Source organism: Microseira sp. BLCC-F43, from assembly GCF_041929235.1.
Classification (GTDB): Bacteria; Cyanobacteriota; Cyanobacteriia; order Cyanobacteriales; family Aerosakkonemataceae; genus Microseira.
The window spans coordinates 74,116-96,593 of record NZ_JBHFNP010000343.1 but is presented as its reverse complement, the minus strand read 5'-3'; the positions used below and the strand labels follow the sequence as shown (position 1 = coordinate 96,593).

Annotated in this window: 27 protein-coding genes and 1 pseudogene; 11 read left to right on the top strand and 17 right to left on the bottom strand. The window is 46.4% G+C overall.

Features of this window, described 5'->3' with window-relative positions:
* The first annotated feature begins 21 nt into the window (after positions 1 to 21).
* Positions 22 to 282, top strand: coding sequence for a hypothetical protein (locus tag ACE1CM_RS45425; protein ID WP_374886176.1), 261 nt, complete (start codon positions 22 to 24; stop codon positions 280 to 282).
* A gap of 2 nt (positions 283 to 284) precedes the next feature.
* Here the strand turns inward: ACE1CM_RS45425 and ACE1CM_RS45420 are convergent, their stop codons facing one another.
* A complete protein-coding gene (locus ACE1CM_RS45420) occupies positions 285 to 764 on the bottom strand; it encodes a DUF2243 domain-containing protein (RefSeq protein ID WP_374886175.1) in 480 nt (159 codons plus the stop codon).
* Positions 765 to 1,114: 350 nt separating this feature from the next.
* Between ACE1CM_RS45420 and ACE1CM_RS45415 the strand changes: the two genes are divergently transcribed.
* The 3 genes from ACE1CM_RS45415 to ACE1CM_RS45405 all read left to right on the top strand — a co-directional run bounded on the left by ACE1CM_RS45415 (position 1,115) and on the right by ACE1CM_RS45405 (position 4,664).
* Entirely contained in the window at positions 1,115 to 1,798 is a 684-nt protein-coding gene (locus ACE1CM_RS45415; protein ID WP_374886173.1) for an SRPBCC family protein, read from the top strand.
* Between the two features lie 96 nt (positions 1,799 to 1,894).
* Positions 1,895 to 3,901, top strand: a complete 2,007-nt coding sequence (locus ACE1CM_RS45410; RefSeq protein WP_374886171.1) for a hypothetical protein — start codon at positions 1,895 to 1,897, stop codon at positions 3,899 to 3,901.
* 196 nt (positions 3,902 to 4,097) lie between these two features.
* A complete protein-coding gene (locus ACE1CM_RS45405) occupies positions 4,098 to 4,664 on the top strand; it encodes an NUDIX domain-containing protein (RefSeq protein ID WP_374886170.1) in 567 nt (188 codons plus the stop codon).
* 170 nt (positions 4,665 to 4,834) lie between these two features.
* Here ACE1CM_RS45405 and ACE1CM_RS45400 read toward each other — a convergent pair whose 3' ends face one another.
* The 3 genes from ACE1CM_RS45400 to ACE1CM_RS45390 form a co-directional block, all read right to left on the bottom strand.
* Positions 4,835 to 5,164, bottom strand: coding sequence for a hypothetical protein (locus ACE1CM_RS45400; RefSeq protein WP_374886169.1), 330 nt, complete (start codon positions 5,162 to 5,164; stop codon positions 4,835 to 4,837).
* Positions 5,165 to 5,514: 350 nt separating this feature from the next.
* Positions 5,515 to 5,988 carry a TspO/MBR family protein gene (locus ACE1CM_RS45395; RefSeq protein WP_374886168.1) on the bottom strand — a complete coding sequence of 158 codons (474 nt, stop codon included), beginning with the start codon at positions 5,986 to 5,988 and terminating at the stop codon, positions 5,515 to 5,517.
* A gap of 135 nt (positions 5,989 to 6,123) precedes the next feature.
* On the bottom strand, positions 6,124 to 6,339 hold the full coding sequence (locus tag ACE1CM_RS45390; protein WP_374886167.1) for a hypothetical protein: 216 nt from the start codon (positions 6,337 to 6,339) through the stop codon (positions 6,124 to 6,126).
* 286 nt (positions 6,340 to 6,625) lie between these two features.
* Here ACE1CM_RS45390 and ACE1CM_RS45385 point away from each other — a divergent pair, with 286 nt between their 5' ends.
* Both ACE1CM_RS45385 and ACE1CM_RS45380 read left to right on the top strand, forming a co-directional pair.
* Entirely contained in the window at positions 6,626 to 6,811 is a 186-nt protein-coding gene (locus ACE1CM_RS45385) for a hypothetical protein (RefSeq protein WP_374886166.1), read from the top strand.
* Positions 6,812 to 6,941: 130 nt separating this feature from the next.
* A complete protein-coding gene (locus ACE1CM_RS45380) occupies positions 6,942 to 7,160 on the top strand; it encodes a hypothetical protein (RefSeq protein WP_374886164.1) in 219 nt (72 codons plus the stop codon).
* Between the two features lie 69 nt (positions 7,161 to 7,229).
* On the opposite strand, the gene ACE1CM_RS45375 is transcribed toward ACE1CM_RS45380, so the two are convergent.
* Genes ACE1CM_RS45375 through ACE1CM_RS45365 form a run of 3 tightly spaced genes read right to left on the bottom strand, consistent with a single transcriptional unit; the run spans position 7,230 to position 9,969 of the window.
* On the bottom strand, positions 7,230 to 7,595 hold the full coding sequence (locus ACE1CM_RS45375) for a RecQ family zinc-binding domain-containing protein (protein ID WP_374886200.1): 366 nt from the start codon (positions 7,593 to 7,595) through the stop codon (positions 7,230 to 7,232).
* Positions 7,576 to 8,925, bottom strand: coding sequence for a RecQ family ATP-dependent DNA helicase (locus ACE1CM_RS45370; protein WP_374886163.1), 1,350 nt, complete (start codon positions 8,923 to 8,925; stop codon positions 7,576 to 7,578). Before ACE1CM_RS45370 ends, ACE1CM_RS45375 begins: the two co-directional genes overlap by 20 nt.
* 39 nt (positions 8,926 to 8,964) lie before the next feature.
* Positions 8,965 to 9,969, bottom strand: a complete 1,005-nt coding sequence (locus tag ACE1CM_RS45365; RefSeq protein ID WP_374886161.1) for an SDR family oxidoreductase — start codon at positions 9,967 to 9,969, stop codon at positions 8,965 to 8,967.
* Between the two features lie 300 nt (positions 9,970 to 10,269).
* Here ACE1CM_RS45365 and ACE1CM_RS45360 point away from each other — a divergent pair.
* Both ACE1CM_RS45360 and ACE1CM_RS45355 read left to right on the top strand, forming a co-directional pair.
* A pseudogene (locus tag ACE1CM_RS45360) lies at positions 10,270 to 10,494 on the top strand (DUF4926 domain-containing protein); the annotation flags it as partial.
* A gap of 94 nt (positions 10,495 to 10,588) precedes the next feature.
* Positions 10,589 to 10,783 (top strand): hypothetical protein, encoded by a 195-nt coding sequence (locus tag ACE1CM_RS45355; protein ID WP_374886160.1) that lies wholly within the window; start codon positions 10,589 to 10,591, stop codon positions 10,781 to 10,783.
* A 199-nt stretch (positions 10,784 to 10,982) separates the two neighbouring features.
* On the opposite strand, the gene ACE1CM_RS45350 is transcribed toward ACE1CM_RS45355, so the two are convergent.
* Positions 10,983 to 11,801: an SDR family NAD(P)-dependent oxidoreductase gene (locus tag ACE1CM_RS45350; RefSeq protein WP_374886158.1), complete on the bottom strand. Its 819-nt coding sequence runs from the start codon at positions 11,799 to 11,801 to the stop codon at positions 10,983 to 10,985.
* Positions 11,802 to 11,941: 140 nt separating this feature from the next.
* Entirely contained in the window at positions 11,942 to 12,139 is a 198-nt protein-coding gene (locus tag ACE1CM_RS45345; protein ID WP_374886156.1) for a hypothetical protein, read from the bottom strand.
* 476 nt (positions 12,140 to 12,615) lie between these two features.
* Between ACE1CM_RS45345 and ACE1CM_RS45340 the strand changes: the two genes are divergently transcribed.
* The 3 genes from ACE1CM_RS45340 (at position 12,616) to ACE1CM_RS45330 (ending at position 14,262) form a co-directional block, all read left to right on the top strand.
* The gene (locus ACE1CM_RS45340) at positions 12,616 to 12,903 is read left to right on the top strand and encodes a hypothetical protein (protein ID WP_374886155.1); all 288 of its coding nucleotides are present in this window, start codon (positions 12,616 to 12,618) and stop codon (positions 12,901 to 12,903) included.
* A 116-nt stretch (positions 12,904 to 13,019) separates the two neighbouring features.
* Positions 13,020 to 13,637, top strand: a complete 618-nt coding sequence (locus ACE1CM_RS45335) for a D-glycero-alpha-D-manno-heptose-1,7-bisphosphate 7-phosphatase (protein WP_374886153.1) — start codon at positions 13,020 to 13,022, stop codon at positions 13,635 to 13,637.
* 1 nt (position 13,638) lies between these two features.
* Entirely contained in the window at positions 13,639 to 14,262 is a 624-nt protein-coding gene (locus ACE1CM_RS45330) for a hypothetical protein (protein WP_374886152.1), read from the top strand.
* A gap of 104 nt (positions 14,263 to 14,366) precedes the next feature.
* On the opposite strand, the gene ACE1CM_RS45325 is transcribed toward ACE1CM_RS45330, so the two are convergent.
* The 8 genes from ACE1CM_RS45325 to ACE1CM_RS45290 form a co-directional block, all read right to left on the bottom strand.
* Positions 14,367 to 14,849, bottom strand: a complete 483-nt coding sequence (locus ACE1CM_RS45325) for a CRR6 family NdhI maturation factor (RefSeq protein ID WP_374886150.1) — start codon at positions 14,847 to 14,849, stop codon at positions 14,367 to 14,369.
* Between the two features lie 30 nt (positions 14,850 to 14,879).
* The gene (locus ACE1CM_RS45320; RefSeq protein WP_374886149.1) at positions 14,880 to 15,206 is read right to left on the bottom strand and encodes a protease inhibitor I42 family protein; all 327 of its coding nucleotides are present in this window, start codon (positions 15,204 to 15,206) and stop codon (positions 14,880 to 14,882) included.
* Between the two features lie 295 nt (positions 15,207 to 15,501).
* Complete coding sequence (locus tag ACE1CM_RS45315; RefSeq protein WP_374886147.1) at positions 15,502 to 16,278, bottom strand: C1 family peptidase; 777 nt, start codon at positions 16,276 to 16,278, stop codon at positions 15,502 to 15,504.
* 262 nt (positions 16,279 to 16,540) lie between these two features.
* Entirely contained in the window at positions 16,541 to 17,689 is a 1,149-nt protein-coding gene (locus tag ACE1CM_RS45310; RefSeq protein WP_374886146.1) for a hypothetical protein, read from the bottom strand.
* Between the two features lie 48 nt (positions 17,690 to 17,737).
* The gene (locus tag ACE1CM_RS45305; protein ID WP_374886144.1) at positions 17,738 to 18,862 is read right to left on the bottom strand and encodes a hypothetical protein; all 1,125 of its coding nucleotides are present in this window, start codon (positions 18,860 to 18,862) and stop codon (positions 17,738 to 17,740) included.
* Between the two features lie 35 nt (positions 18,863 to 18,897).
* Positions 18,898 to 20,778, bottom strand: a complete 1,881-nt coding sequence (locus tag ACE1CM_RS45300) for a hypothetical protein (RefSeq protein ID WP_374886143.1) — start codon at positions 20,776 to 20,778, stop codon at positions 18,898 to 18,900.
* Positions 20,779 to 20,811: 33 nt separating this feature from the next.
* Positions 20,812 to 21,075: a hypothetical protein gene (locus ACE1CM_RS45295; RefSeq protein WP_374886142.1), complete on the bottom strand. Its 264-nt coding sequence runs from the start codon at positions 21,073 to 21,075 to the stop codon at positions 20,812 to 20,814.
* Between the two features lie 15 nt (positions 21,076 to 21,090).
* A complete protein-coding gene (locus tag ACE1CM_RS45290) occupies positions 21,091 to 22,458 on the bottom strand; it encodes a hypothetical protein (protein ID WP_374886140.1) in 1,368 nt (455 codons plus the stop codon).
* Positions 22,459 to 22,478 lie beyond the last annotated feature (20 nt).

Here is a 22,478-nt window from a genome sequence, read left to right as displayed (position 1 = left end):
ATCGATGCCCCCGGAATTGATATGATGGAAAACAAAATCATTCTACCTATGGAGAGAGTTACTGCTGAGATTGAACGTTCAAAATCTAGATTAAATAATATAGAAGGTGCAATCATGTCTGCTTCAGAATCCGCCGTTCTTCTGCTGCTGCTGCTGTTATTATTTCCTTTCTCAATCGTGCAAATGGGATCTGCCCTTGAGCAAGAAGATCTCGAAGGCTTTTATATCTGGACTTGCGTCGCTTCTTTTCTTGCCGGGTTGCCATTTATGACTACTTTTTAGCATTAGGTTGTGGCGTTCTGTTGTTTTGTTTGTAACAAAATCCAGCCAATAGCTGCCAGCGCTACACCCAGGGCAAGAAAGCCGATATCCCATGCTAGCTGATTGGGGCCAGGTTTGACATGATGAATACCCAAAATTTGATGGTTGATAATACCTTCAATCAAGTTAAACGACCCTGCACCGATGAGCAATGACCCAACAAAAGTTTTTAAAGATAAGCGAGTGTTGCGATCGGACGCGGCGCGCCACAAGAATATTACACCCGCTACAGTAAGCGCATAATCAAAAGCATGAAATAAGCCATCCCAAAAGGTGTTTACTTCAAAATTAGGCATGGGTGTTGCGGGTCGAACGCTGGTTAGCATATGATGCCATTGCAGGATTTGGTGCAAAACTATTCCATCAAAAAATCCGGCTGCGCCCATACCCAGCAGTATCCCAGCAACGATCAAATTTCCCAGTTGATTGTGGTTTTTATCCATAAAGCGATCGCATGAACCAAGATAATCCTATACAAAGATATTTTTGTTTTACAAGTACATTACCGTTTAATATTTATATTGCCCTCTACCAAGCGAGCGACTTTATGGTTAACCCGGTTGCCAGTCTCAAACCGCCGAAATATAATGAATAATCCAAAAGCTTTGCATCTATCTAAAGTATTAACTTAATAACAAACCTAGTAAGCGCGACGCAGGATTTATCATGATACGACGGCTACAACTCTTGGCATGTACCTACAGACAGACGAGCAAAAAAAGTAACAGATATAGATTGATGACAGTAGATTTATAACGTTGGCGTTGCGCGCAGCACCCATGAGGATGAAAAAATGGAAACCACACAATCAGATATTGTCAAACGGGAAACGCCAAGCAATAAGGGCGATACCGCCAACTGGGCTTCATTAATTGGCGGTGGCGCACTCGTGCTTTATGGTTTATCGCAAAGATCTCTACGCGGTGCGCTAATGGCACTAGCTGGTGGGGGTTTAGTTTATCGCGGTGTGACTGCACAAAAAGAAGCAACCGATATCAACCAAACCATTAAAGTAGAAAAGACGGTAACGATTAACTCATCGCCAGAAGAACTATATCGCTTCTGGCACGACTTCGAGAACTTGCCCCGATTTATGAAGCATCTTAAGTTCGTAAAGGTGTATGATGAGAAGCGATCGCATTGGATCGCCAACGCCCCTCTAGGCAATAGCGTCGAATGGGATGCAGAAATTATCAACGACCAAGAAAACCGTTTAATTGCTTGGGCGTCGGTTGAAGGTGCAGATATTGATAACTCTGGTTTTGTGCGGTTTCAACCCGCACCAGCCCGACGCGGTACCGAAGTCAAAGTAGTGATAGAATATAACCCGCCGGGTGGCGCAATTGGCGCAACGGTTGCCAAACTTTTTGGCGAAGAACCAGAACAACAAATTGGAGACGACTTGCGCCGCTTCAAGCAAATAATCGAAGCAGGCGAAATTGCCACAACCGAAGGGCAACCCGTTGGCAGTCGTTAAGAAAATTGGGAATTGGTAATTGGTAATTGGTAATTGTATATAATAGAATACCCATTACCTATTACCTATTACCCATTAGCAATTAGCAAAAAATCTATGAAATTGCGTCCGATTGCGATTTTGCTTGCCTTAATTGTTGTCATAGGATTCTTAGCTTACCAAGTTGAAATTGCCTTTTCCGTAACGCCAAGCATTGGCAGTACTTTTACGCCATTGACCCAGCCGACACCGCAAGAAATCGGCTCGTTTGATGTGTTAGGCTACCCGATTGATAAACAGCAGGCGACGCGACTAAAACAAACCGAAGAAGGACGCGCATTACTATTGCCTGAAAATGGGGCGGTGGAGGTGACGGAAGATTTACTGACTCTGGGGCGCAGGGCATTTTACGGGGAAACTTTTAAGAATGAAATATTTCTAACGGATGTGGTGGGCGTCCTGGATGGCCCGATTAATATTTGGAGTATGACGCGCGCCATCGCCAGCCTTGGGGGCAAGTCTACCACAAATTTGCAAGTTCCCCTCGATAAAGATATCACGATTGGCGGACGCACATTTAAAGCAGGCACGTTATTGAATACGGGATTAGACGTGGCAGCAGGTTTAGCTATTCCCCTGGGAATTCGTCCCACCATCGGGCACGGGAAAGTGCGAGTTGGCATTACCTGCGCCATGTGCCACGCCACGGTTGATAAAAAAACCGGACGCATTTTAGAAGGCGCACCAAATAACGATATCAACCCCGGTTTAGTACTGGCATTTGCCTCTAATTCAGCGGCAATGTTTCGCCATACAAGTGTTAATCCGCTCCAAATTCCGCCGGGAGATCGAACTTATATTGACGCCAAAGGAAATGCATCTCGCTTACCAGATATTAAAACTTTAGAAGATGCCGTCGATGCACAATTTTTAACTTGGCCTCCGGGCAATTTCGATTCTACTGGAACTTTGGTAAATAATCCTTCCCAAAATCCATCTTCCTATACTTTTGATGCTTGGCCTTATGGTTGGAGCGGACATTCTGCGATTGGTTGGTTTCACGGACTGACAACGCTCAATAGCAACGTCCACGCTACCAACTCGGATGCTACCACTGGGGCAGATAGTAGTTGGCAAACCCTAGGCATCGATAAAGAAACTTATTTGGGCGTAATTTTGCAAAATGCCGCCAATCCCGCTTTTCGGTTGCCAGAAGCTGCAAAACCTTCTGAATTTTTTGCTCAAAACGATCCGACACCGGGTGAACCTGCACTCAACGAAGTGATTCGGATGCCCGGATATCCGAAAGGTTCGCCGTTTATGCTCGATGGATTGATGGCAAATTCTCCCAAATTTCCGGTGGCAAAACAACTCAATGCCATGTCTGCTTGGCAGAATACTTTGGCACCGCCGCCCAATTTTTCTACCGATAGCGAGTCGGTGGAGCGAGGTGGGGCGGTGTTCTTTCGCGCCGGGTGCGTTGATTGTCACAGCGGACGCTATTTCACCAACCACGATGTCATCCCGCAAAATGAAATCGGTACGCAACCATCCCGCGCCCCTACCCTAGCAGCGATCGCGCGTTCTTTCACCTATCCGATGACCTATCCGAGTAGCGCCGTAGCGCCCGTACCCCCCAACGCGCCCGAATTACCCGTCCCGACGGAGATTACACCAAAGAAAGCACAGCAACTTGCGTTTGGAATTAATAATCCGGCGGGAGGATATAAAGTACCCAGTTTGATCGGACTGCACGTAACTGCGCCTTATTTGCACGATGGTGGCGTGGCGGCGAGTGCGGAGGCGATTGAGATGGATGAGAGGAGCGAGCGCTTCGTCGTCGCCAAATCCGACGAAATCGGTCTGGCAGGCACGTTAATGCGCGGGATTTTACCCGATCCGGAGGCGAGTTTGCGCGTGTTGGTGGATCGGAAGTTGAGGAAAAGTGCGATCGCCAACAACCGCGCCAATCCCGATTTGCTTTTATCCAATGTAGACGGTAGCGGACACAACTATTGGGTTGACCCAGAAGCAGGTTTCACCACCTCGGATCAAACCGATTTAATCCAATTCCTGCTTTCCCTAGACGATAACCCAGAAGTGATTCCCACTTCACCGCGCTAAAAAATAGTAGCCGTAGTCGCACTAATTGAACAACTCGGTTATTAACCGAGTTGTTCTTTTTTTAGATAACTTGGATTATTTTATAGCTAATTTTTAAGTAAATAATTAAAATGGTAAATGTATAATACAAAACTTTTTTAGTTTTGTTTTTACCGTTTAATTGAAGGAATTTACCCCAACTATAGCAAGCAACCTTATGATGGAACAAAAGGACGGCGCTTGGAGAATCCAAGAAACTTCTGATAAATATGACAACGCATATATAAACGTTCGAGAAGACCAAGTTGTTCAACCCGATGGGCAGTCTGGCAGGTATGCCACCGTTGAGATGAAACCGGGGGTTGCTATTCTGCCACTAGATAACAACGGTATTGTATACCTGATTCAACAATTTCGCTATGCCCTGGGCAAAGAAAGTATTGAAGTCGTCTGCGGTACAATTGAGCGGGATGAAACACCCGTTGAAGCAGCGCTACGCGAACTTTTAGAAGCACAAGGTATCCAAGCTGAAGAATGGATTGAACTGGGCGTCGTCGATGTAGATACTTCAATTTTCCACTGTCCCGCCCATTTATTTTTAGCCAAAGAGTTAACATTTACCAAAACAAAAAGAACGGGAACGGAAACGATAAAAAACGTCAAAGTTCCCTTAAATGTAGCGGGACAAATGGTAATGGATAGCGCTATTACCCACAGCATTAGCTGCGTTCTGATACTCAAAGCAATTAATGCCTTGCAAAAGAAACACGAGAGCAATGATTAGCCGAAAAAAGCAATAATATCATGTCCTTAGGCATCGGTAGTGTATGGATGGCTAATTGCTAATTGCTAATTGCCAGACAGCAGCCATTAGCGATTAGCTATTAGCAGTTACACAACCGTTGCCTAAGGACATGACGCCCCAAATACTTTTGCCAGAAGTCTATTAACTAATTACCACCAAATCCGATTGCCATTTTCGTCAACTCGTGCTTGACGAATTACATCGGAGATTTCTTCTGCGTCTTTTACGTGGTGGAGTGCCTTTTTCGTCCCATCGGGTTCTTCTACAACAAAATAGGTAGGCACTTTAATATGGTCGCCCGTAATATCGGGAGCATCTACAGCGACTTGCTTAGCTTTTTCTTCAATTGTTTGAGGTTCGTCGGCAATTCTATCCCCCGGATTGGCGGTTAAATTTCTTTCTTTAACGGTTGGTTCTTCTTTGCTGTGATGATCGACGCTAACGGGTTGCCTAATTTCGTTTTCTTGAGCTTGAGACATGGTAACTCCAAAGCTTTATCAAAACTTTTGCCTGACAACCTTAGTCTAAAAAAGTAGAACGGGCGATTGGCTCTTTCAAGCGAGGTAAGTTTTTCAAATCAACCCTCGTTCTTTGGACTTATATAATGTGTGGATTGCAACCTGATCGAGGCGGGTTTAGATAAGATATTTGCAAATCCGGATGACAACCCCTCTTATCTTCTTCCTCTTCGTCTTGGCGTTCTACCCTACGGGAAGCCGCTGCGCGTCTATGGCGTCTTGGCGGTTCGTTTAAAAAGGGGGTTATCGAACCGGATTTCGTATTAGAGATAGATTGCCTGTAAAACCCGCCCCTACAATATCATTCTGCCTTAAGCAGCATCGGGATTGAGGTCAATCATCTGCCCAGTGGTATAAGTGCCAATCGGAGTCCAAATTAAATAAGGAACCAACAACAAAGCCGCCCATCCGGAAATAGGCCATACTGTTAGTGTCACCAGAATTCCAAAGATTACGCCAAGTATGCCTAGAACAGTGCCAACGGTGAGACTCCGCAGCCTTAAGGTAGCAGGAATGTAAGCAACGGTGACGATTTCGACTATCAGGTAAAAGCTCATGATTACCCAAGTTGTAAAACTACCTGGGTCTTTGTCCCAAACGATAGCCGCTGAGGCTGCTCCACAGGCGAAAATAAAAGTCCAGATCAAGGGGATTGCCGGTTCAAAAAATAGCCATTTTGGTCTGTCTAAACGTTTTGTCCAAGAGATATCGCGGGGTTTAATCAAGGCACTCCCTAGCGCGATTAAAAAGGTTATGGCTCCAATTATTATCCAAGATGCTTTCATATTTACTCCTTGGCTGAGTTCGCCAATAGTAGGTTAGGCATTGCCTGCCCTACTTTAATCGGTGCCAGGTTAATCAATAACTTTAATCTGTCTTTGGTGGGAATGTGTCGCTTTATTCTAACCTGGAGGCGGAGGTTAATTCAGCGCACCTGTAATATCTGCTTCATGGAGTAGGACAGTTGTTTCGTTGCCTAACCTGCCAAAATACGGTTCTGGTCCCATTTCCATTTCTACCGCGTAATTCCAAGTATTTGAATCTGGTTTGTAGTTTTTGATCGTTCCTATACCCCCAATAAAAGATACGGTTTGATTCTTGTCATACTTGGGTCTAGACATTATATTGAGCCGCATAATTTATCATCCTCCTATGAATGTTAGAAATAAACTGGGAGTTTGTACTCGCAGAAAACAAAGGCAGTGTTGACACTTGCGAGGACATGGCTCTAGCTTGGCGATTCAAAAGAATCTACCGCGTACAAACTCCCAGCGGTGTCTTTACTAAAAAAGTAACTGTTATTATTCGGCTCACCGTCTAACTGAAGAATGGGTTTGCCTTCTACCAAAAGGATTTGTTTTATGTTAAGTAAACCTGTAATCGTGAATACGTTGCATTGTTCGTGGTTGATGACGGTCTGACTTGGCAATTCTCGCCGCTAAAAAAGCTGGCATCAGTACGGGTTACGTGGAACCGCGTCCGGTGCGTGAGCTTAATCTAGCTGCTGTGCATCCATCCTACAGCGTTCTGGGTAGCGAACGCGGCGTACTGCTTCCCTGCCTCGATCGTGCCTTGTCCCGCTATTTGGATGAACGCCAGCAATTTTAGGGGCGCTTGGGTTAAGACCGCTGGCAAAAGTATCAAACCCGCCAGGTAATAAATTACTAGGGCTTTTAGCGAACGTCCGTTTTAACGGACGGGTTTCATTGCATTTAGTCGGTTTTAACCGACTTGAGATATGAGCAACGGAAATTTATTTCCGGGCGGGTTTGATACTTGTGGAAGAGGTCTAATAGACAACTACTGTATTCCACCAAGTCATACCAAATCCGCTGCCATGACGCCGTTTTTAAATGAACCGCCAAGACGCCATAGACGCGCAGCGGCTTCCCGTAGGGTAGAACGCCAAGAAGTTTTTGATGTTGTAGGGGCGGGTTTTACGAGAGATATTTGCTAGCAACGCCAAGAATATATAAACCCTTCCTTTGCTGACGCTAGCGATGCAACCGGACATGATATTACGGGTCTAATCAATGCGCTTGAGTAAAGCCCGTAATAGCACCAACTCGACTCCCAAAGTTTTATACCCAACTTTGTCGAACAAAACAACTATTTTATCGTTTTCGTAGCGCATGACTTCTCCTTTACCCCAGGATGTATGCACGACGTGACTGTTAAGAGGGAAGGGTTTCTTTTTACCATCATCTTGTACAATTATTCCCGCTTGACAGTTGTCGCATAAATTGCAGGTACGTTCTAGAGTTTCGCCAAAATAGTTGAGCAAGTACTTGCGGCGACAGTCGCGGACTTCGGCGTAACCGCGCATCATTTCTAAACGCGATCGCACAAATTTATGATAATTCTCTTGCGCCCTAATCGCCTTTTGCTGCATCGCCAATTTCGATACTTTCCTCGCAGGAAACTACCTCACCCGTCGGCAATGTTTCTACCACTCCCACTTCTTCTAACCGACTAATAACGGTTGTTAGTTTTGCCTGTGAAAGTTCGGTTCGCTCTTTTAAATCTTTGAGGTTAATCGGTTCATCTTGTGCTTGTATCGTTGCTGCGACTTGTTCTACCTGCTCAACATCTACTTTTCCCGAACTCGCCAAAAAGCGGCGGATATTCAGGTCTTTTTCCCAGTAAAATAACAGCGCTTTTGCTTGTTCTCCATCTCGTCCCGCCCGGCCGATTTCTTGATAATAAGAATCAACCGAATCGCTGATATCGTGGTGAAAAACAAACCGCACGTTTGGTTTATCTACACCCATGCCAAAAGCGGTGGTAGCAACAATTACCTCCGCCTCGTCATTCATAAACGCCCAAAAAGCTTCCTCCCGTTCCTTTGCTTTCATACCAGCGTGATAAAAAATCGCCTTAACGCCTTTATGCAAGAGTGCAGTTGCTACTTCTTCCGCTTTATTTTTAGTAGCGACGTAGACAATCCCCGGTTTTTGGACGCGCAGCACTCGCTCAATTAAAGTTTGTTGCTTTTCCGCTTCATCCTGAAATCTTTCCACTCCCAACCAAATATTAGGACGGTCGAATCCCTTTACAATAACTTCAGCGTCGCGCATTGCCAAACGTTCGATAATTTCTTTTCGCACCGGCGGTGCAGCAGTCGCTGTTAGCGCCAAGATTCTGGGATGACCTAACGCTTCAATTACCCCACCCAATCTGAGATAATCGGGTCGAAAATCGTGACCCCACTCGCTGATGCAATGCGCTTCATCTATTACAAATAGCGAAATGTGAGAATTTTGCAAGCGTTCCAGGGTTTCTGGATTATTAAATTGTTCCGGCGCTAGAAATAAAAACTCGATTTCTTCTGCTTCTAAATTTTCAAATGCTTCTTCCCTTTCGGCAGTTGTTATGGTAGAATTAATTACAGCCGCTCCACCTGCATCGCGGTTTTGAATTGATTCTACCTGGTCTTGTTGTAAAGCTAGCAAAGGTGAGATAACAATAGTCGTGCCGCCGAGCAAATTTCCAGCAATTTGATAAATAGCAGATTTTCCCGAACCCGTTGGCATTACTGCTAGAGTATCTTTACCATCTAGTATGGCGTTTATAGCGGCTTCTTGTCCGGATCTTAGGAATTCATAACCGAATTTAGTCCGAGCAATTTTATGGATTTGTTCCTGAGTTGAACGCTGGCTTTTTGGCATATTATTCCCTTGTTTCCAGGTAACGGAGGCAGATCCTCCAGGATGGCGTTCCAAGGAGCTTGCCTTGGAACGAGTGACGCTGGTTAATTAAAGTTAGCTTTTGGGCATTCCGAATAAAGCGATCGCACCCAAAGCCAACCCCGCTAATGCACCCCATTTCAATTGCGGATTCTGATCCAACCAATCGGAATAACTCGGTTGGGTGCGTAAGCGAAATTCTCCTGACACGGTGTCGTAACCTGAGATAGGTTGGTATAAATTATCGGGCGCATCTTCTGATTTTGGTTCTTTTGTTTTCTGCGCTTCAAAACCGCTAATCGCAAAAAAAGAATCCAGCAATTGGGGTGCAATTTTTTGCGCCGTAACGATGATTTTACCCGCATCCCCAACTACAATATCGCGGGTAGGATGTTCGGCAGCATACAAAATAGCATCGGCGACGATACTCGGTTCGTAAATTGGGGGTGCGCCTTGAGGCATAACGCCGATTTTGGTACGCGCTTTGCTAAATAGCGGCGTGTTGATAGAAGCAGGCATAATTTCTGTCACGCTGATGGGTGCTTTTTCGTGCATTAATTCGACGCGCAAAGCTTCTACAAAACCATTGATGCCGTGTTTTGATGCAGCGTAGGCGCTTTGCAGCGGAAACCCGCGCTTAGCTTCGACTGAGGAAATGTGAATTAACGCCCCCCGTCCTTCGCGTTTGAGGTGGGGTAATGCCGCCATTGCGCCGTGAACTTGTCCCATCAAATTGACATCGATAACGCGCTTGAATTCTTCTGGAGTTGTGTCTTCAAAAGTAGCGTATAGCGACACGGCAGCGAGGTGTACCCAAGTGTCGATGCGTTTGTATACATCGATGGCTTTGTTTGCGATCGCTTGAACTTGCTTAAAATCAGAAACATCGGCAGCAATAGCTACCGCATCGCCTTCAAAGCTTTTAATTTCACGTACTAGCGAATCTAACCCCGCCTGACTCCGCGCCGCCACGACGACTTTTGCTCCACGTTTGGCAAATTTCAGCGCAGTTTCGCGCCCAATACCGCTGGAAGCACCCACAAGTACAACAACTTGTTCGTTGATTGGTTTGAGTTGCATAATGATTCCTTCGCCTATACTTTTACCTTTGCAAGGTAACGAACCGAGTTTTGCCAAACGTCTATCAAAGGAATAGAGGTAACATCTAACCCTGGGAGGGTATGTGGCTAAATCGGTTTGTCAGGATAAATACTAGGATTGAACAAATATTTATCAACTCATATCTGCCACCATTGTCAACCTGCCTGGAAACCCTTGTTTCTTGAGCAAAAATCTAGGCTTTCAAGTTTAGCTATTTGCTAGAAACTAAGGTGTTAGCCCTGATGCAAGATGTGAGTCAAACTTGATTTATATCAAGAGGTTGCTTTAACTCGCAATTTGCCTGAGCATCGCCTGAGCGCCGGTGATATTGCGACTTTAGTTGATTTCGTTCCTCATCCCGCTGGTGGGGAAGATGGGTGCTTCCTGGAGGTATATAACACCGTGGGTGAGTCGATTGCAGTAGTTGCCGTGCCAATCTCTGCCGTTTCTGCCTTGGGTGCGGATGAAATTCTGACCGTGCGATCGCTCGCACCAGCTAGCTAAATTTGGTCGGTTTTCCCCCCATCAATTTACAGCACGCTCGACTTTAAATTAGTCAAAATCTAAATAGGTTGATTTTTCAAGCAAGGTTAAAACTATGTTTCCTTTCTTCTGGGGTAGTAGTTGCTACGATGGTGAACCCATGTCGCGCAGAAGCCGCCTAGAGCGCAAGCGTAAGTTCCTGCAATGGATGCGCGACGATTTGGAAACTAAACTAGCTGGTATCAATGCCGCTCTTACCAAGATTGACGAGCAATTGAACCAAGAAGACTCTCAAGAAACCGCCGCGTAAGTTTCCCTATTGAGATCTTGCACCTCAAATGTGTAGGACGGGCGAGACGCCCATCCCACAAGAGATTAGTTATTAATTTTTCTTGTGGGGTGGGCATCTTGCCCGCCAAAGTTGCCCCTCCCACAAGAGAGTAATTATTAATTTTTCTTGTGGGGTGGGACGTATTGCCCGCCAAAGTTTATCGCTCCAAGATGCCAGCCTAACTGCTATCTCGCATGGCGAAAGTGCGCCGGAATACCCACTGCATTAAACCGGGGAAAAAGTTATAAGCTGTCTTGGAGATTGTTGCAGAACCTACCAGCACGTCAGATTTGTGATGTTTAACTGCATCCCAAATTGCATTTGCTACCTGTGCGGGAGTTTCTAATAGCGGACTAGTGACCGCATTGGCGACAAAATCGTGACGCTGTTGAGCATCTTGCTCATCTTTCCCTCTAAAAATTGCCCGCTCCATTAAATCGGTTTTAATGAAATTCGGGTGAATGCCGCCAACTCGAATTCCTTTGGGTTCTAATTCCGCGTGCAGTGCTTCCGTTAAGCCAGTTACGGCATATTTACTAGCCGTGTATGGCGTTTGATAAGGAATGGGAACCTTACCGCCAATCGAACCTACATTCACAATTGTTCCCTTTCCCCGCTCTAAAAAATGAGGCAAAATGGCATAAATTGTGTGAATATAGCCCCAAACATTTGTGTCAATAACTGCGTGCCAGTCGTCTAGAGAAAATTTATCGACTGGGCCTAACATATAAATGCCCGCATTGTTAATTAGCACGTCGATGGCGCCATAATGTGCGAGCGCGAATTGAGCGAGTGCGCTTACTTGGTCGGGATCTCGGACATCGGTGGGGATAGCGATCGCATCCATTCCCATTCCTCGGATTTCTTGCGCCAAAGCTTCCAATCGCTCAGGCTGGCGCGCCGCCAGCACAAGATTGTATCCTTTCCGGGCAAATAGCAGCGATGTTTCTCTACCAATGCCTTGGGAAGCACCTGTAATTAGTACGGTTTCAGCCATAGTTTCTATCGGTTTTTCTCATCAGTCATTAGTCAGTCTTCTAGGGGCGGGTTTGACCAAATATTTTGGCAACAGACAGTCTAAATAAACCCGCCCTTCGTCATCATTAGTCCAAGTACCAATGACCAATTACCCATTACCTATTTACTTGGTTGATTTGGTCTTTGAGTTGCAGCAGGATTTTTCAAGCTTTCTTCTCTGGCTCTTCTCGCATCAACTCCTTCACCAAGAATTTCCTCCGGGCTTTGATCGAGGTCATCAGCCATATCAATGCTACCGTTAGTGTTGGTATTCGGTTTGGCTGAAGTTCCTTTATGACTGGCATGTCCGCTAGGCATGATTCTTTCCTCAATCAAGTGACTAAACATCAGCCTAGTCCGATATGCCGGGAAAAATACCCTATCTTTAGGCTTATATTTGATTGCCGATACCAATGGGTTATAATCCCGCATCCCGCCCGGAAATTAATCCCACATTCCGCACCCTCAACTGTCACATAGACAGTGGCAGAAGCGTCAAAGTGAATGATTGGGCTTTTTAAGCGGAAGTTGCCCCGCAGGGGGCAACTTCCGGCTAAAGACTGGTTCCCGCAATTGCAGATTAACTAAAAATCATAAAGTCGCCGTAATCAAGGGAAGAATTAATCTAAAAAATGTCAATAATCAGGGTTAAATTAACTGATTTAACCCTGGTAATTAAACAAACAATAAAGCTAAACTAATTATGCGTCAAGATTATGGTTTGACAAACTTTGAGAACTTTCGCGCCCGCCTTTTGTGTAGTTTTTTAGATGAGAAATATTGCTCGCAGCTCTATGGCAAGAGCCAGCGCCGGGGGACAAAAAGCGGTAAGCCAACCAAAGCTCACGTCTCGTGTCGCAAGTTCCATTCTGGGATCGGCATGGCTCCAAATCAAAGGAGTTCAAGAGAGAAAAAGGGCGAATTTATTAGCGGTTCGGGTGCTTGTCCCATGGCGCTTTGGAGGTTGGTTCATACAAGAATTGAAATTAGCTCACCTGGCACGAGGGAAAGTTTTCCGCCTGCGATCGGCACCGGGGACAATTGATGACAACGGCTCAAAAGCTCTCGCTGTCTACGATTGAGGAAAAATTGCCTGCGCGCTGCGCTTAAATTTTGGCGTAAATCATTATACTGAAAAAATCACCATAATTACCTTGAAAAAAATCACCAATTACCAATTACCAATTACCAATTACCAATGACCAAACCAGCTGTATTCCTAGACCGCGATGGCGTCCTCAATATCGAAGCAGGTTACATTCACCAGGTTGAAGACTTGCATCTGATACCAGGTGTCGCCAAAGCCGTGCGAAAGTTAAATGACCAACAAATATTTTGCTGTCTGGTTTCTAACCAATCGGGACCGGCGCGGGGTTACTACGGAGATAACCACGTACAAGCACTGCATCGGCGTTTGTGCGATCTGCTACACGCCGAAGCAGGTGCTAAATTAGACGCCCTGTATTACTGCCCCTATCTCAGTCCACCCGAAGGCGGAACAGATCCAGAATTTACCCGTTGGAGTACTTGGCGCAAACCCAACACCGGGATGCTGGTAGCAGCAGCTTGGGAACACGACTTGGACTTGCGCCAAAGTTTCGTCGTCGGGGATAAAGCAACCGATGTGGATATGGCACACAACGCAGGTTGTGTGGGAATTTTAGTCCAAACCGGGTATGGATCGAGCGTACTATCTGGCGCATATCAGCACCACACCCGCCCCGATTATATTGCCCCAGATTTAGCCGTCGCCGTTGATTGGATTTTTCAGCAAATGGGTACCTTAGAAATAGAACCACCTCAAAACAACAATTGAAATGCTCGCACAAGCAAACATTTCCCAAGTGAAAACTAGCCCAGAAGGAACCTGGACGATCGCATCAGCAAAAAGCACCACTGGAACACCCTACTCAGGTACGGTGCAAATCCATCCCATGGGCAAAATTTATACCATGTCTTGGTTGACCACTATCGGTGATTACTGTGGTCTGGCATTTGTTGAGGATGGTTATATTTTCGCTGGTTGCGCCTTTGATAATAACTACGGCATTACCCTTTATAAAATCAACCCTGACGGTACTCTCGACGGCAAGTGGATTAGTCCCTCGAATCAAGGTGTGATTGACTCAGAAACAGCGGTCAACGGAACCCCTGGGCAACTTGAGGGGACTTACAAAATCAATGGCACAAGTTTAAAAAGTGGAAATTACCAGGGTGAACTGAAAATTATTCAGTTAGACGAAACATATCAACTTACTTGGTCGATGGGAATAGAATATCAAGGCGTTGGTTTGCGTACCAACGATTGGTTGATTGTCTGCTGGGGAGGGGGTAATCTGTTCGCTCTCGCTTACGAAATTCAAGGGTACAAAGCACAGGGACGCTGGGCGCGTTTCGGCAAGTCATCCCTGGGAGAAGAAATCTTAGAGAGGATTTGTTGATAATTGGTAATTGGTAATTGGTAATTGGTAATTGGTAAACAGCAGATTTCAGACTTTAATTCCATAAAATCTGAAATCTAAAATCTAAAATCTGAAATCTAAAATTACCCTTTACCAATCAACTCAAATAAAACATCGTCGAATTCGTAACCCAGCATCTGCGCCATCGCCTTGAGGCGAGATTTGCTTTCAATTCCCTGCTGTTGCATCCAGTTCATTAATACAAAAAGCTTTTGCATCACGAAAATTTCTAACGCTTCTGGGTTGTACTGGATGCCTTCTTTTCTACTGAATTGATGGGGTACTAGCATAGCAGCATAGCGGGGGAGTTCCCCCGCTTTCCAATCGAGTAAAAATGGCAACCAAGGATATTTGGCATCGAGACGAATAAACCACAGGCGCACTTCTGGAATTTCTGAGAGTTCTCGCGGATCTTGGGGTTCGCGGGGATAGTCAACATCAAAGCGCAGTTGCTGTTCGGAAGATGCGATCGCACCCTCCTTAAGCAGTTTTTCCACTACCGTCACCGCAGGCGACAGATCCAAATTGTTCAGGTGGTCTAAATTGAGAGCGATCGTGATGGTCATCGCAACACATAAGAGTTTGAAGCCAATTCCTTATTCTCTCACTTGGATCGTCACCTCAAACCGTTCCACAATCGAACTATCCCCTTGCCAAGAACGCCATTTTTTCAATCGAATCTGGACAGTACCAGGTGTTTTGGCGCGAAATCTGACTATTCGCACTCCCCCACTACCGATTGCGGTTTCTGACCCAGGGGAAAAAACTGACTCTAACAGTTCTATAATTTCGCTATTGGTTTGGTCGATTGCCCATTGATAGCCCGTTGTCGGGTTTTCTGGCAGGCGAATTGCGATCGCATCCCCAGGGCGTACCGCAAACGACTTGCCATTATCTGCCTGTGCGAGCGTTAATTCTGACACAAAGCGCCTCCCTATCAAATGGATTGAATTTACCGACCCAGCGAACCCCAGATGTTCTGCAAAAATATAGATGACATTGTTTAATACTAGAGTAACTATTAAAAGAATCGATAACAATATTGGCAGCATAAGTTAGTGCAGATAATAAAACTGAAAATCGTTATGCTTGAGCATCCCGGTAACTTCTGCGAAACCGGGATTCTGTATCTTACATCACAGCGCCTTTAAAGTCCAAACATTCCGGTATTGATCCATTCGGACTCAATCAGCGACCACCAATCTTCAGCTAATCCGTTCAACACGTAGTCATAAGGGAGATAACCATAACCTTTATCGCCCCATGTTCCCAAGAATTTCTGATGATGAACGCTCCTGTGGTTTCCTTACCGCCACCATTGCTGTTTTTAATCTTCATGTTGTCGTCGTAACCAACGGCAACAATGGCATGACCCCCACTAATTTTTTCACCCATCGTTGGGTATGGAATCTTACCCGTTGATCCAGCTTGGGAGATCGAATTGTAAACAGTGAATCCGAACATTAAAGGCAACCCTGCTGCCAAATTAGTTTTGATTCGGTTCAACAGTTCATCTTTTAAAGTTCCTGGCGGATCTAGACGGTAATACTTAATTGCTTGATAACTCTGACCAAAGGCATAGCAAAATGCTGGTGGTTCTTTTTCAAAATCAGCAATATTATAAGGCCAGTATTCTTCCGGAGGAACGCCAAACATCGCCATCGCGCACATTGTTGTCCGCAGGAAAGCTCCCGTATCTCCCGTCCACTTTAACAAGTTTCGCGTGGTTTTATAGAGGAAAAGTCGGGAAGCATCGATATATTTTCCAAACGCCCGCCGCTCAAAATATTCCACCAGCGCAACACCAGCATTAGCAGTACAGGAACCGAGACGGCCTTGCTCTTCAATTGGAGAAAACCAAGCTCTTAAATCAACAGAAGTTGGCAGGGTTGCTTTTTCCGGTTCAGCCGCGTTTGCTAGGGCAAGTAAAGGCTGAATATTTGCATGTTCGGGCGTGTAGTCTCTCAAATCGGGATAGTCCGGTAACCACCCCATTCCTTTGACTTGATTACAATCTTGAGGGATAATTTATGCGTTCAACATAACGTTAATTTTCAATTTTTAAATGCAAGGGATTCATGGTACAAACATAACTAAGTTGATAAGTAAAATAACAGTCGCCTTTTTGAGTTAGCTTAAATTAGTGTCACTCATTTGAGGGACTGGGAGATTGATACGAGAAACCCGGTTTCTTTAAGAAACCGGGTTTCTGAGTAATTTGTCAACGCGCGATCGCTCCCAAAAATTTCCCCAGGGTTTAAGGGGTAATGTTGATTAAAATCATTCGACCGTTTTTAATCCGATACTGTAAGTGGTAAGTCGTACCATCTGCCCTCATAGTGACGTGAGGATTGGGATCGGCAGCACGTCCGCCACCACCCAAGCCGCCAGCATGACCGCCTGCTGCAATCGTCCAACCATTCTCCATTGCATTTAGTAAAGCTGTGGCTTTTCTGCCTAGTTCTCCCCTTCTACTTGTTGCATTTTCTAGTAACTGATAGACCTGTTCTGGGGTGATATTAAAATCAACTCCTTGCCAGTGGCGACCGCGTTGGAAGCTTCCTAACACGGTATTTTTGTCAAAATAATCTGCTTCTTCTTGTTGGGCACCCTTGCGAGCTGCCATCTGCTGATAGCGTTGGTTCATGGCTTGCGATCGCTTAATCGCCTGCACAGACCGCTGCGGGCTGCCAATCACGCCATAAGTCTGTTTTGCTAAGGTTTGCACAGCCGTTTTTGGCGTTACTGGCACGCCTTGCGCTTGTTGCTGATTCATACTGGCAGCCGTGCGGCGCACAATTGCCGGAATTGCTTGCACCAGCGGACGAGTATCGGGATTGCGGCGCAAGTTCTGGGTGGCAGCAGCCAACCCGCTAATCAAATTGGGCGCAGCGCGCATAATTGCAGGTGCAACGCGAGGAATCAGCTGTGCCGCCAGGGGCAGCAACGCCCCGATAAACGCTTCCGCCTCGGCTTCGCTCTCCGCTGCGGCGGCGGCTTGTCCCAAATGTTCCATCAGCGCCTCAGTATAGCGTTGCTGGTTCTGGTTCAGTTCCGCTTCCAGTTCCAACTCGAACTCATCTTCAAATTCTCGATCCGGTAATTGACGTGAGAGATAATCGCCTACAGCGGTGCCGATGGCTGCACCGCCAACCGCTCCCCTGTTTCCACCAAACCTATTTCCTACGATTCCGGTAAAGGCAGGCAATCCTCCTTGTAATACCCCTCTCGCAGTGGTTAAGGCTAGCTGCCTCCTTCTTGTCCCTTCGGGGAAGACCCTTTGTGCTACTTGCTTCACGTCATCCAAGAAATAATCACCTTCGAGTTCGCTTTCCCATTCATTTTCGTATTCGGATTCTGCTTCCAATTCTGCTAACAGTTCCCGTTCGTATGTCGATAAAGTCATGGTTTTTTCCTTTCAAGTTAAGGTTCAAAATCTACTGCATCTTTAGCCCTAGTCAGGACTGGCACTTCTGAGTTTTCTGCCACCGTTTCGACGGGGTTCAAAAGGCACTACCCGTTGAGTATGACCCCGGAAGGCAATGCCCAAAGTTTCGGCACTGGTGAGCCATTCTTCAACGTAATCAGCGATTTCTCGCAGTAAGGCTTCAAATTCAGCCCGCGAAGTATTGAGGATGTGTTTGTGAGCCAGCCAGCGGATGATACTGCGTCCTGAAACTGCCAGCCGATGGCGCTGCGACGCATTCACATCTTGCTTGAAGTAGCGCAGCATTACTTCTTCAACTACGTCCCAAGCATTGTCTGCACCAAACAGTTTTTTCACATCATCTGCACCCAAAATCTTGAAGGCTTCATCGAGTAATTGCAGCACTTCAATCCGAAACACATTGACGTGACCGTAAGATGACCATTTCAAGTTATTACGCAGATCTAACCCGGCGCGTCGGACTGTCGCAATGCTGCCGAAACTGGGATCGAAAGCCCTTTCTCGAATCACATCAGAAATGCGTTTGTCGCGCCAAAATTCAGCAACGTTGTTGATGAATTGGGTGAATAATGGGTGAAATTGTGTGTTGGGTTTAGCGCTGGGCATCGGTTCGACGGCGGTGTAGCCCAATACCCGGCGGTAAGTCTGCATTCGTTGTTTTTGCGTGTAGCGCAAGATGCTGCGGCGATCGAAGCGATACAAACCATAAGCACCATCGCCAGTAGATAATCTTACTGCCCCAGCATTAAATAATTCCTGGAGTTTCCACACAGCACGAAACACACCGACCTTTTCGTGTTGATAGAGATAGTAAAGGTCGGCAACTGCCAAAATCCGCTCGGAAGCAACTTGCTCGTCGTAATCTTCAACCCCTTGGGGCAAGCGCGTTTCTGTGACTTTTCGAGCAGCTTCGTTGCCAATTCCGATCAGTTCGGCAAATCCGCCATCGGGGGGTATGGGAGCTTTCGCATCCTCAGCAACTGTCTGAGTCAGCAGATCCTCAATTTGTTGGGTGAGGGCATCCGCGAGTTGAGGATTTTGGATCAGTTGCGGCCCGAGTTGGTCTACCAGAGTTTCTCTCAGCGCCGCAATGCGATCAAATAAACTTTGATTGTCTCCTGTTGTTGACATGATTCAGTCTCCTAGCCAAAAATTTCCAGCGATGTTTAGCGAATATTGCGTCTGAGGACTACCTCGTCATTACCTCGAGCAGGGGGAAGCAGTCTGTCCCCAACATCGTCTGGTTGACCAGAGATCGAGGGGGGAATCAATTCCTTAGCCAAGCGTTGGACTTGATAAGTCTGGTATGCTATGTCTCTCAAAGCACGCACTGCTCCTGCTCGTCTGAAAGCTGAGTTTCGGACTGGCACATAAGAAGCTGCTTGCAGGAGAATCATTAACCTTTCAGCCGTCTTGGCAATCACGTTGGCAATTCCCAGCTTGCCTCCTAAGCGAGCCACGGCGGGGCCTTCTTCAGTCGCAAAGCGCATTGCCCAAGAAAGCAACCGTTCCAGATCCATTGCAGGCAAGAGTTGCGAGGTGTTTTGAAGCGAGTACCCCGTGCCATCGGGTAAGGGGAAGGCTATACCAGGAGGCATATCAGTAGCCTTAGCTAGGGTGAAATCAATAAATACCGACTGTCTTTCTTCTGGTCCGAGGAAGACGAGATCCATAATCCGGTAGGTTTCTCGCACCGACTCCGCCATGACTGATAAAGCTTGGGACAAGAGAACCAATTGCGTCCCCACAAATGCTCCACCGCCACTTTGTTGAACTGACAGAAAGTCATTCCAGCTTTGTCTGAGGGAAACGATATAGTCTTTGACGATTAGGAAATTGCCAAAATTACGTTCCTCATCCACGGTATTGATCCGAGAACGTCTCAGTCCAAAAGCGTCGGCTAAATATTTGAGTTGTCCGCCAATCTGTTCTGGGAGTCTGGAAATATCTTCACTTCCAATCAAGAGTTGGAAAAGGCTATCCATTCGCTGGACGCGGGGTCCCTGGGGTATGCCTAATTCATTTACCAGTTCAATAATTTCTGTGCGGACAATCGACTTGACGGCTTCGCGATTTTGTTGATCCGCAGCCGGATCGATTGGGTAGAGTCCATCTAAAATGGGTAAGATTTCCTTGAGGGCTGCCTTAGCGCGATGGTAGAGGCTGGCTTGAGCGCCTGCGATTGCACCTCCCAGCTCGATCTGGGTTGTGGCATAGGAGCGAGGATTCCAGCTATAAGTTTTGTTGCCATTATTTTCTTGCAAGGTAAAAGCCCGATTGAGCGAGTCTTTGAACAGATTTCCATTCCCCGTTCTCACCGCTTGTCCCAAGACTCGATTTAAGGCATTATCTACAACTTGCTGCAACGATCCGCTACTGCTGTCGGTGGTAGCGATCGCACTTTGTCTACCTAACCCAACAATCTGATCTGATGTGGGTAAGACATCAACCACGCGATCGTGTTCAGGAAAGATTTCAGGCAGGCGATCGCGTTCTCTTTCTTCAGGGATTTCTTTCACAAATGCTTCGATTAACTCAAGTCTGTAGCAAGCTTTATCTGCTTCTACTAAGTAACCGTTTTTGCTTCGCTCATTCGGTCTATAAATCTGATCTGGAAGACTCAGGAAGGGTTGATCGTTATCATCTTCTTCTTGTGCCTCAGGCAGAAAGAAATCGCCACCCGATCGTACATTCTCAGGTATCATCTCTTCCTCTGTCGAAAACAGAAGTTGTCTTTGGCGAAATACCTGGAAGAACATATCTCCAGGTTCTACTGGTTCTGTCTCTCCAGGTTCCTGACGGAAGTCTTCGTCGGTGAAGCGAAGCTCGAAGAAACCCCTTAAATCAGTTGTTCCGGCGGCAAGGCGGTCATTAAATTTGACATCTGCGTCCCACACTTCAACCCGAAGACGTTCTCTGGTGGGCTTGTAATTATGATCTTGATCTGGAAATACCAGTTTGCCATCTTGTTTTGGTTGGCCATCTTGGCCTGTCTCAAGCTGTGCAGTCGTCTTTCTTATCCGACCACGGATATAATATTCCTTCATCGTTATTTCTCCCTATAAATGGTGCTGAGGTGATTAAGGTGCTACGGGTGAGGTAATAACTGCATCGATCAAGCTAAAAGCTGCATCTTTCGCGTTCTGAACTCGGAACTTCGAGTTCTGAACTCGGAACTTCGAGTTACTAGCTGCATCTTTCGCGTTCCGCACTCGGAACTTCGAGTTACTAGCTGCATCTTTCGCGTTCTGAACTCGGAACTTCGAGTTCCGCACTCGGAACTTCGAGCTAATAGCTGCACGCTTCCAGAAAAAAGCTCGATTATCCCGCCCAAGCCTTGACATTTTGGCTTTTATCTGCTACCTTCTTGCCAGTGCATTGTAAAAGTTTTGGGTAATTATTCCCGGTTCTGCCAGTTTCTGATCTAACGCCCAACGCGACGCTGGAATTAAGAACCGTTCGGGAATAATCCCCGGATCGTTTCCCGCTGCTAAACGCTTTCCGGCTTCTTCAATCATTCGCTGGTGTTGTGGTTTAAATCCGGTAACTTCGGCTAGGGTTTTATCGCCTAATTGCGGATATTTGGTAAAACAAATGGTATCCACGACCAAATGATTGGCTTCGCTAAAAGTTTTGAGTAATTCAGCCGGAATGTTGCCCGCGCGGGGATTGGGGTAAAGGCGCTGCCAAATTTGGCGATATCTTTCTGCGGTTTCTGGAAATCCCATCCGGCGCAGTAATTCAATGCTGATAAATACCCGGAGGTAGGGGATGGGATGGGGTGCGCCGGAGTGAAAGTGCAGGGTAGATTGGGGCGATCGCGCGGCAATATCCATCAAAGATGAGATAATCGCAGGGCCACCGAGTAACAATCCGCTCATATCGGCAAAGGTTTCGCTGTGCCACTGCGTCCAAGTGGCTGCTACCGTGCGACTCATTCCCGCTTTCAGCAGGCGTTGGGCGATCGCTCTGGGTATAGTTTCCCGCAAATTCAAATCGGTTTGCAAATTGTGGGCAACTTCGTGCAAAATCGCCCCCAGGGTCCAAGGATTCACCAAACGATGATAAGGTAATTGAATCAGCGGAAAAGGATTAATTTGTTGCCCCAATTTACTTAAGGGAATACCGCGCCGAAACGTAGCGGGAGAAAAGCCAGTTCTCATGTACGAAAACGGCGCTGGTGCTGGGATTGATTTGGCGATTCCCAAACCCATGTAGATGTCTTGGTAGCAGTCTAAGGCGATGCGATCGCAGCCTAAAAGCCACTTGCCAAATTTAGATTGTCTTTGTCCAAATAGCTCAAAATAAAAATCCCAAATTTGCTCAATTCCCCTTACCCAATCGTGCGCCCGATCTTTACGAATCAGCAGATATTGCAAATGTTTGGTATCGGGAGAACGCATCGCCGTTTTGGCATTTGTCCCCACTTGCTGCGACATCTCCATTAATTGCGATCGCAGCGAACCAATTAGTTCGTTTACCGCATCAATATGGGCATCAGAAGGACTGGCTGAATCCGTACCAAACTCATCGTGACGGAAGGGACGCAAAGCCGCCGCGTGTCTGGTCACGTTGAGCGCCTGTACCCTCAACCAAGAGTTTAAACTGGGTAGTTGTTTCTGTTGTTTGATTTCTGCTGTTTTTGGATACAAACCAGTCAGAGTGCTTAACTCGTCCGAGTCGTCCTCTGCGCCCAAAGGTGTCAGCGTTTCCAACAGTTTTTGCATAATATTTATCCCGATTGCAG

Excerpts from the sequence above, each read along its gene's own strand:
- ACE1CM_RS45425 (WP_374886176.1), top strand. The coding sequence starts at position 22 with ATGATGGAAAACAAAATCATTCTACCTATGGAGAGAGTTACTGCTGAG.
- ACE1CM_RS45420 (WP_374886175.1), bottom strand. The coding sequence starts at position 764 with ATGGATAAAAACCACAATCAACTGGGAAATTTGATCGTTGCTGGGATA.
- ACE1CM_RS45415 (WP_374886173.1), top strand. The coding sequence starts at position 1,115 with ATGGAAACCACACAATCAGATATTGTCAAACGGGAAACGCCAAGCAAT.
- ACE1CM_RS45410 (WP_374886171.1), top strand. The coding sequence starts at position 1,895 with ATGAAATTGCGTCCGATTGCGATTTTGCTTGCCTTAATTGTTGTCATA.
- ACE1CM_RS45405 (WP_374886170.1), top strand. The coding sequence starts at position 4,098 with ATGATGGAACAAAAGGACGGCGCTTGGAGAATCCAAGAAACTTCTGAT.
- ACE1CM_RS45400 (WP_374886169.1), bottom strand. The coding sequence starts at position 5,164 with ATGTCTCAAGCTCAAGAAAACGAAATTAGGCAACCCGTTAGCGTCGAT.
- ACE1CM_RS45395 (WP_374886168.1), bottom strand. The coding sequence starts at position 5,988 with ATGAAAGCATCTTGGATAATAATTGGAGCCATAACCTTTTTAATCGCG.
- ACE1CM_RS45390 (WP_374886167.1), bottom strand. The coding sequence starts at position 6,339 with ATGCGGCTCAATATAATGTCTAGACCCAAGTATGACAAGAATCAAACC.
- ACE1CM_RS45380 (WP_374886164.1), top strand. The coding sequence starts at position 6,942 with ATGAGCAACGGAAATTTATTTCCGGGCGGGTTTGATACTTGTGGAAGA.
- ACE1CM_RS45375 (WP_374886200.1), bottom strand. The coding sequence starts at position 7,595 with ATGCAGCAAAAGGCGATTAGGGCGCAAGAGAATTATCATAAATTTGTG.
- ACE1CM_RS45365 (WP_374886161.1), bottom strand. The coding sequence starts at position 9,969 with ATGCAACTCAAACCAATCAACGAACAAGTTGTTGTACTTGTGGGTGCT.
- ACE1CM_RS45355 (WP_374886160.1), top strand. The coding sequence starts at position 10,589 with ATGTTTCCTTTCTTCTGGGGTAGTAGTTGCTACGATGGTGAACCCATG.
- ACE1CM_RS45350 (WP_374886158.1), bottom strand. The coding sequence starts at position 11,801 with ATGGCTGAAACCGTACTAATTACAGGTGCTTCCCAAGGCATTGGTAGA.
- ACE1CM_RS45345 (WP_374886156.1), bottom strand. The coding sequence starts at position 12,139 with ATGCCTAGCGGACATGCCAGTCATAAAGGAACTTCAGCCAAACCGAAT.
- ACE1CM_RS45340 (WP_374886155.1), top strand. The coding sequence starts at position 12,616 with ATGGCAAGAGCCAGCGCCGGGGGACAAAAAGCGGTAAGCCAACCAAAG.
- ACE1CM_RS45335 (WP_374886153.1), top strand. The coding sequence starts at position 13,020 with ATGACCAAACCAGCTGTATTCCTAGACCGCGATGGCGTCCTCAATATC.
- ACE1CM_RS45330 (WP_374886152.1), top strand. The coding sequence starts at position 13,639 with ATGCTCGCACAAGCAAACATTTCCCAAGTGAAAACTAGCCCAGAAGGA.
- ACE1CM_RS45325 (WP_374886150.1), bottom strand. The coding sequence starts at position 14,849 with ATGACCATCACGATCGCTCTCAATTTAGACCACCTGAACAATTTGGAT.
- ACE1CM_RS45315 (WP_374886147.1), bottom strand. The coding sequence starts at position 16,278 with ATGGGGTGGTTACCGGACTATCCCGATTTGAGAGACTACACGCCCGAA.
- ACE1CM_RS45310 (WP_374886146.1), bottom strand. The coding sequence starts at position 17,689 with ATGACTTTATCGACATACGAACGGGAACTGTTAGCAGAATTGGAAGCA.
- ACE1CM_RS45305 (WP_374886144.1), bottom strand. The coding sequence starts at position 18,862 with ATGTCAACAACAGGAGACAATCAAAGTTTATTTGATCGCATTGCGGCG.
- ACE1CM_RS45300 (WP_374886143.1), bottom strand. The coding sequence starts at position 20,778 with ATGAAGGAATATTATATCCGTGGTCGGATAAGAAAGACGACTGCACAG.
- ACE1CM_RS45295 (WP_374886142.1), bottom strand. The coding sequence starts at position 21,075 with ATGTCAAGGCTTGGGCGGGATAATCGAGCTTTTTTCTGGAAGCGTGCA.
- ACE1CM_RS45290 (WP_374886140.1), bottom strand. The coding sequence starts at position 22,458 with ATGCAAAAACTGTTGGAAACGCTGACACCTTTGGGCGCAGAGGACGAC.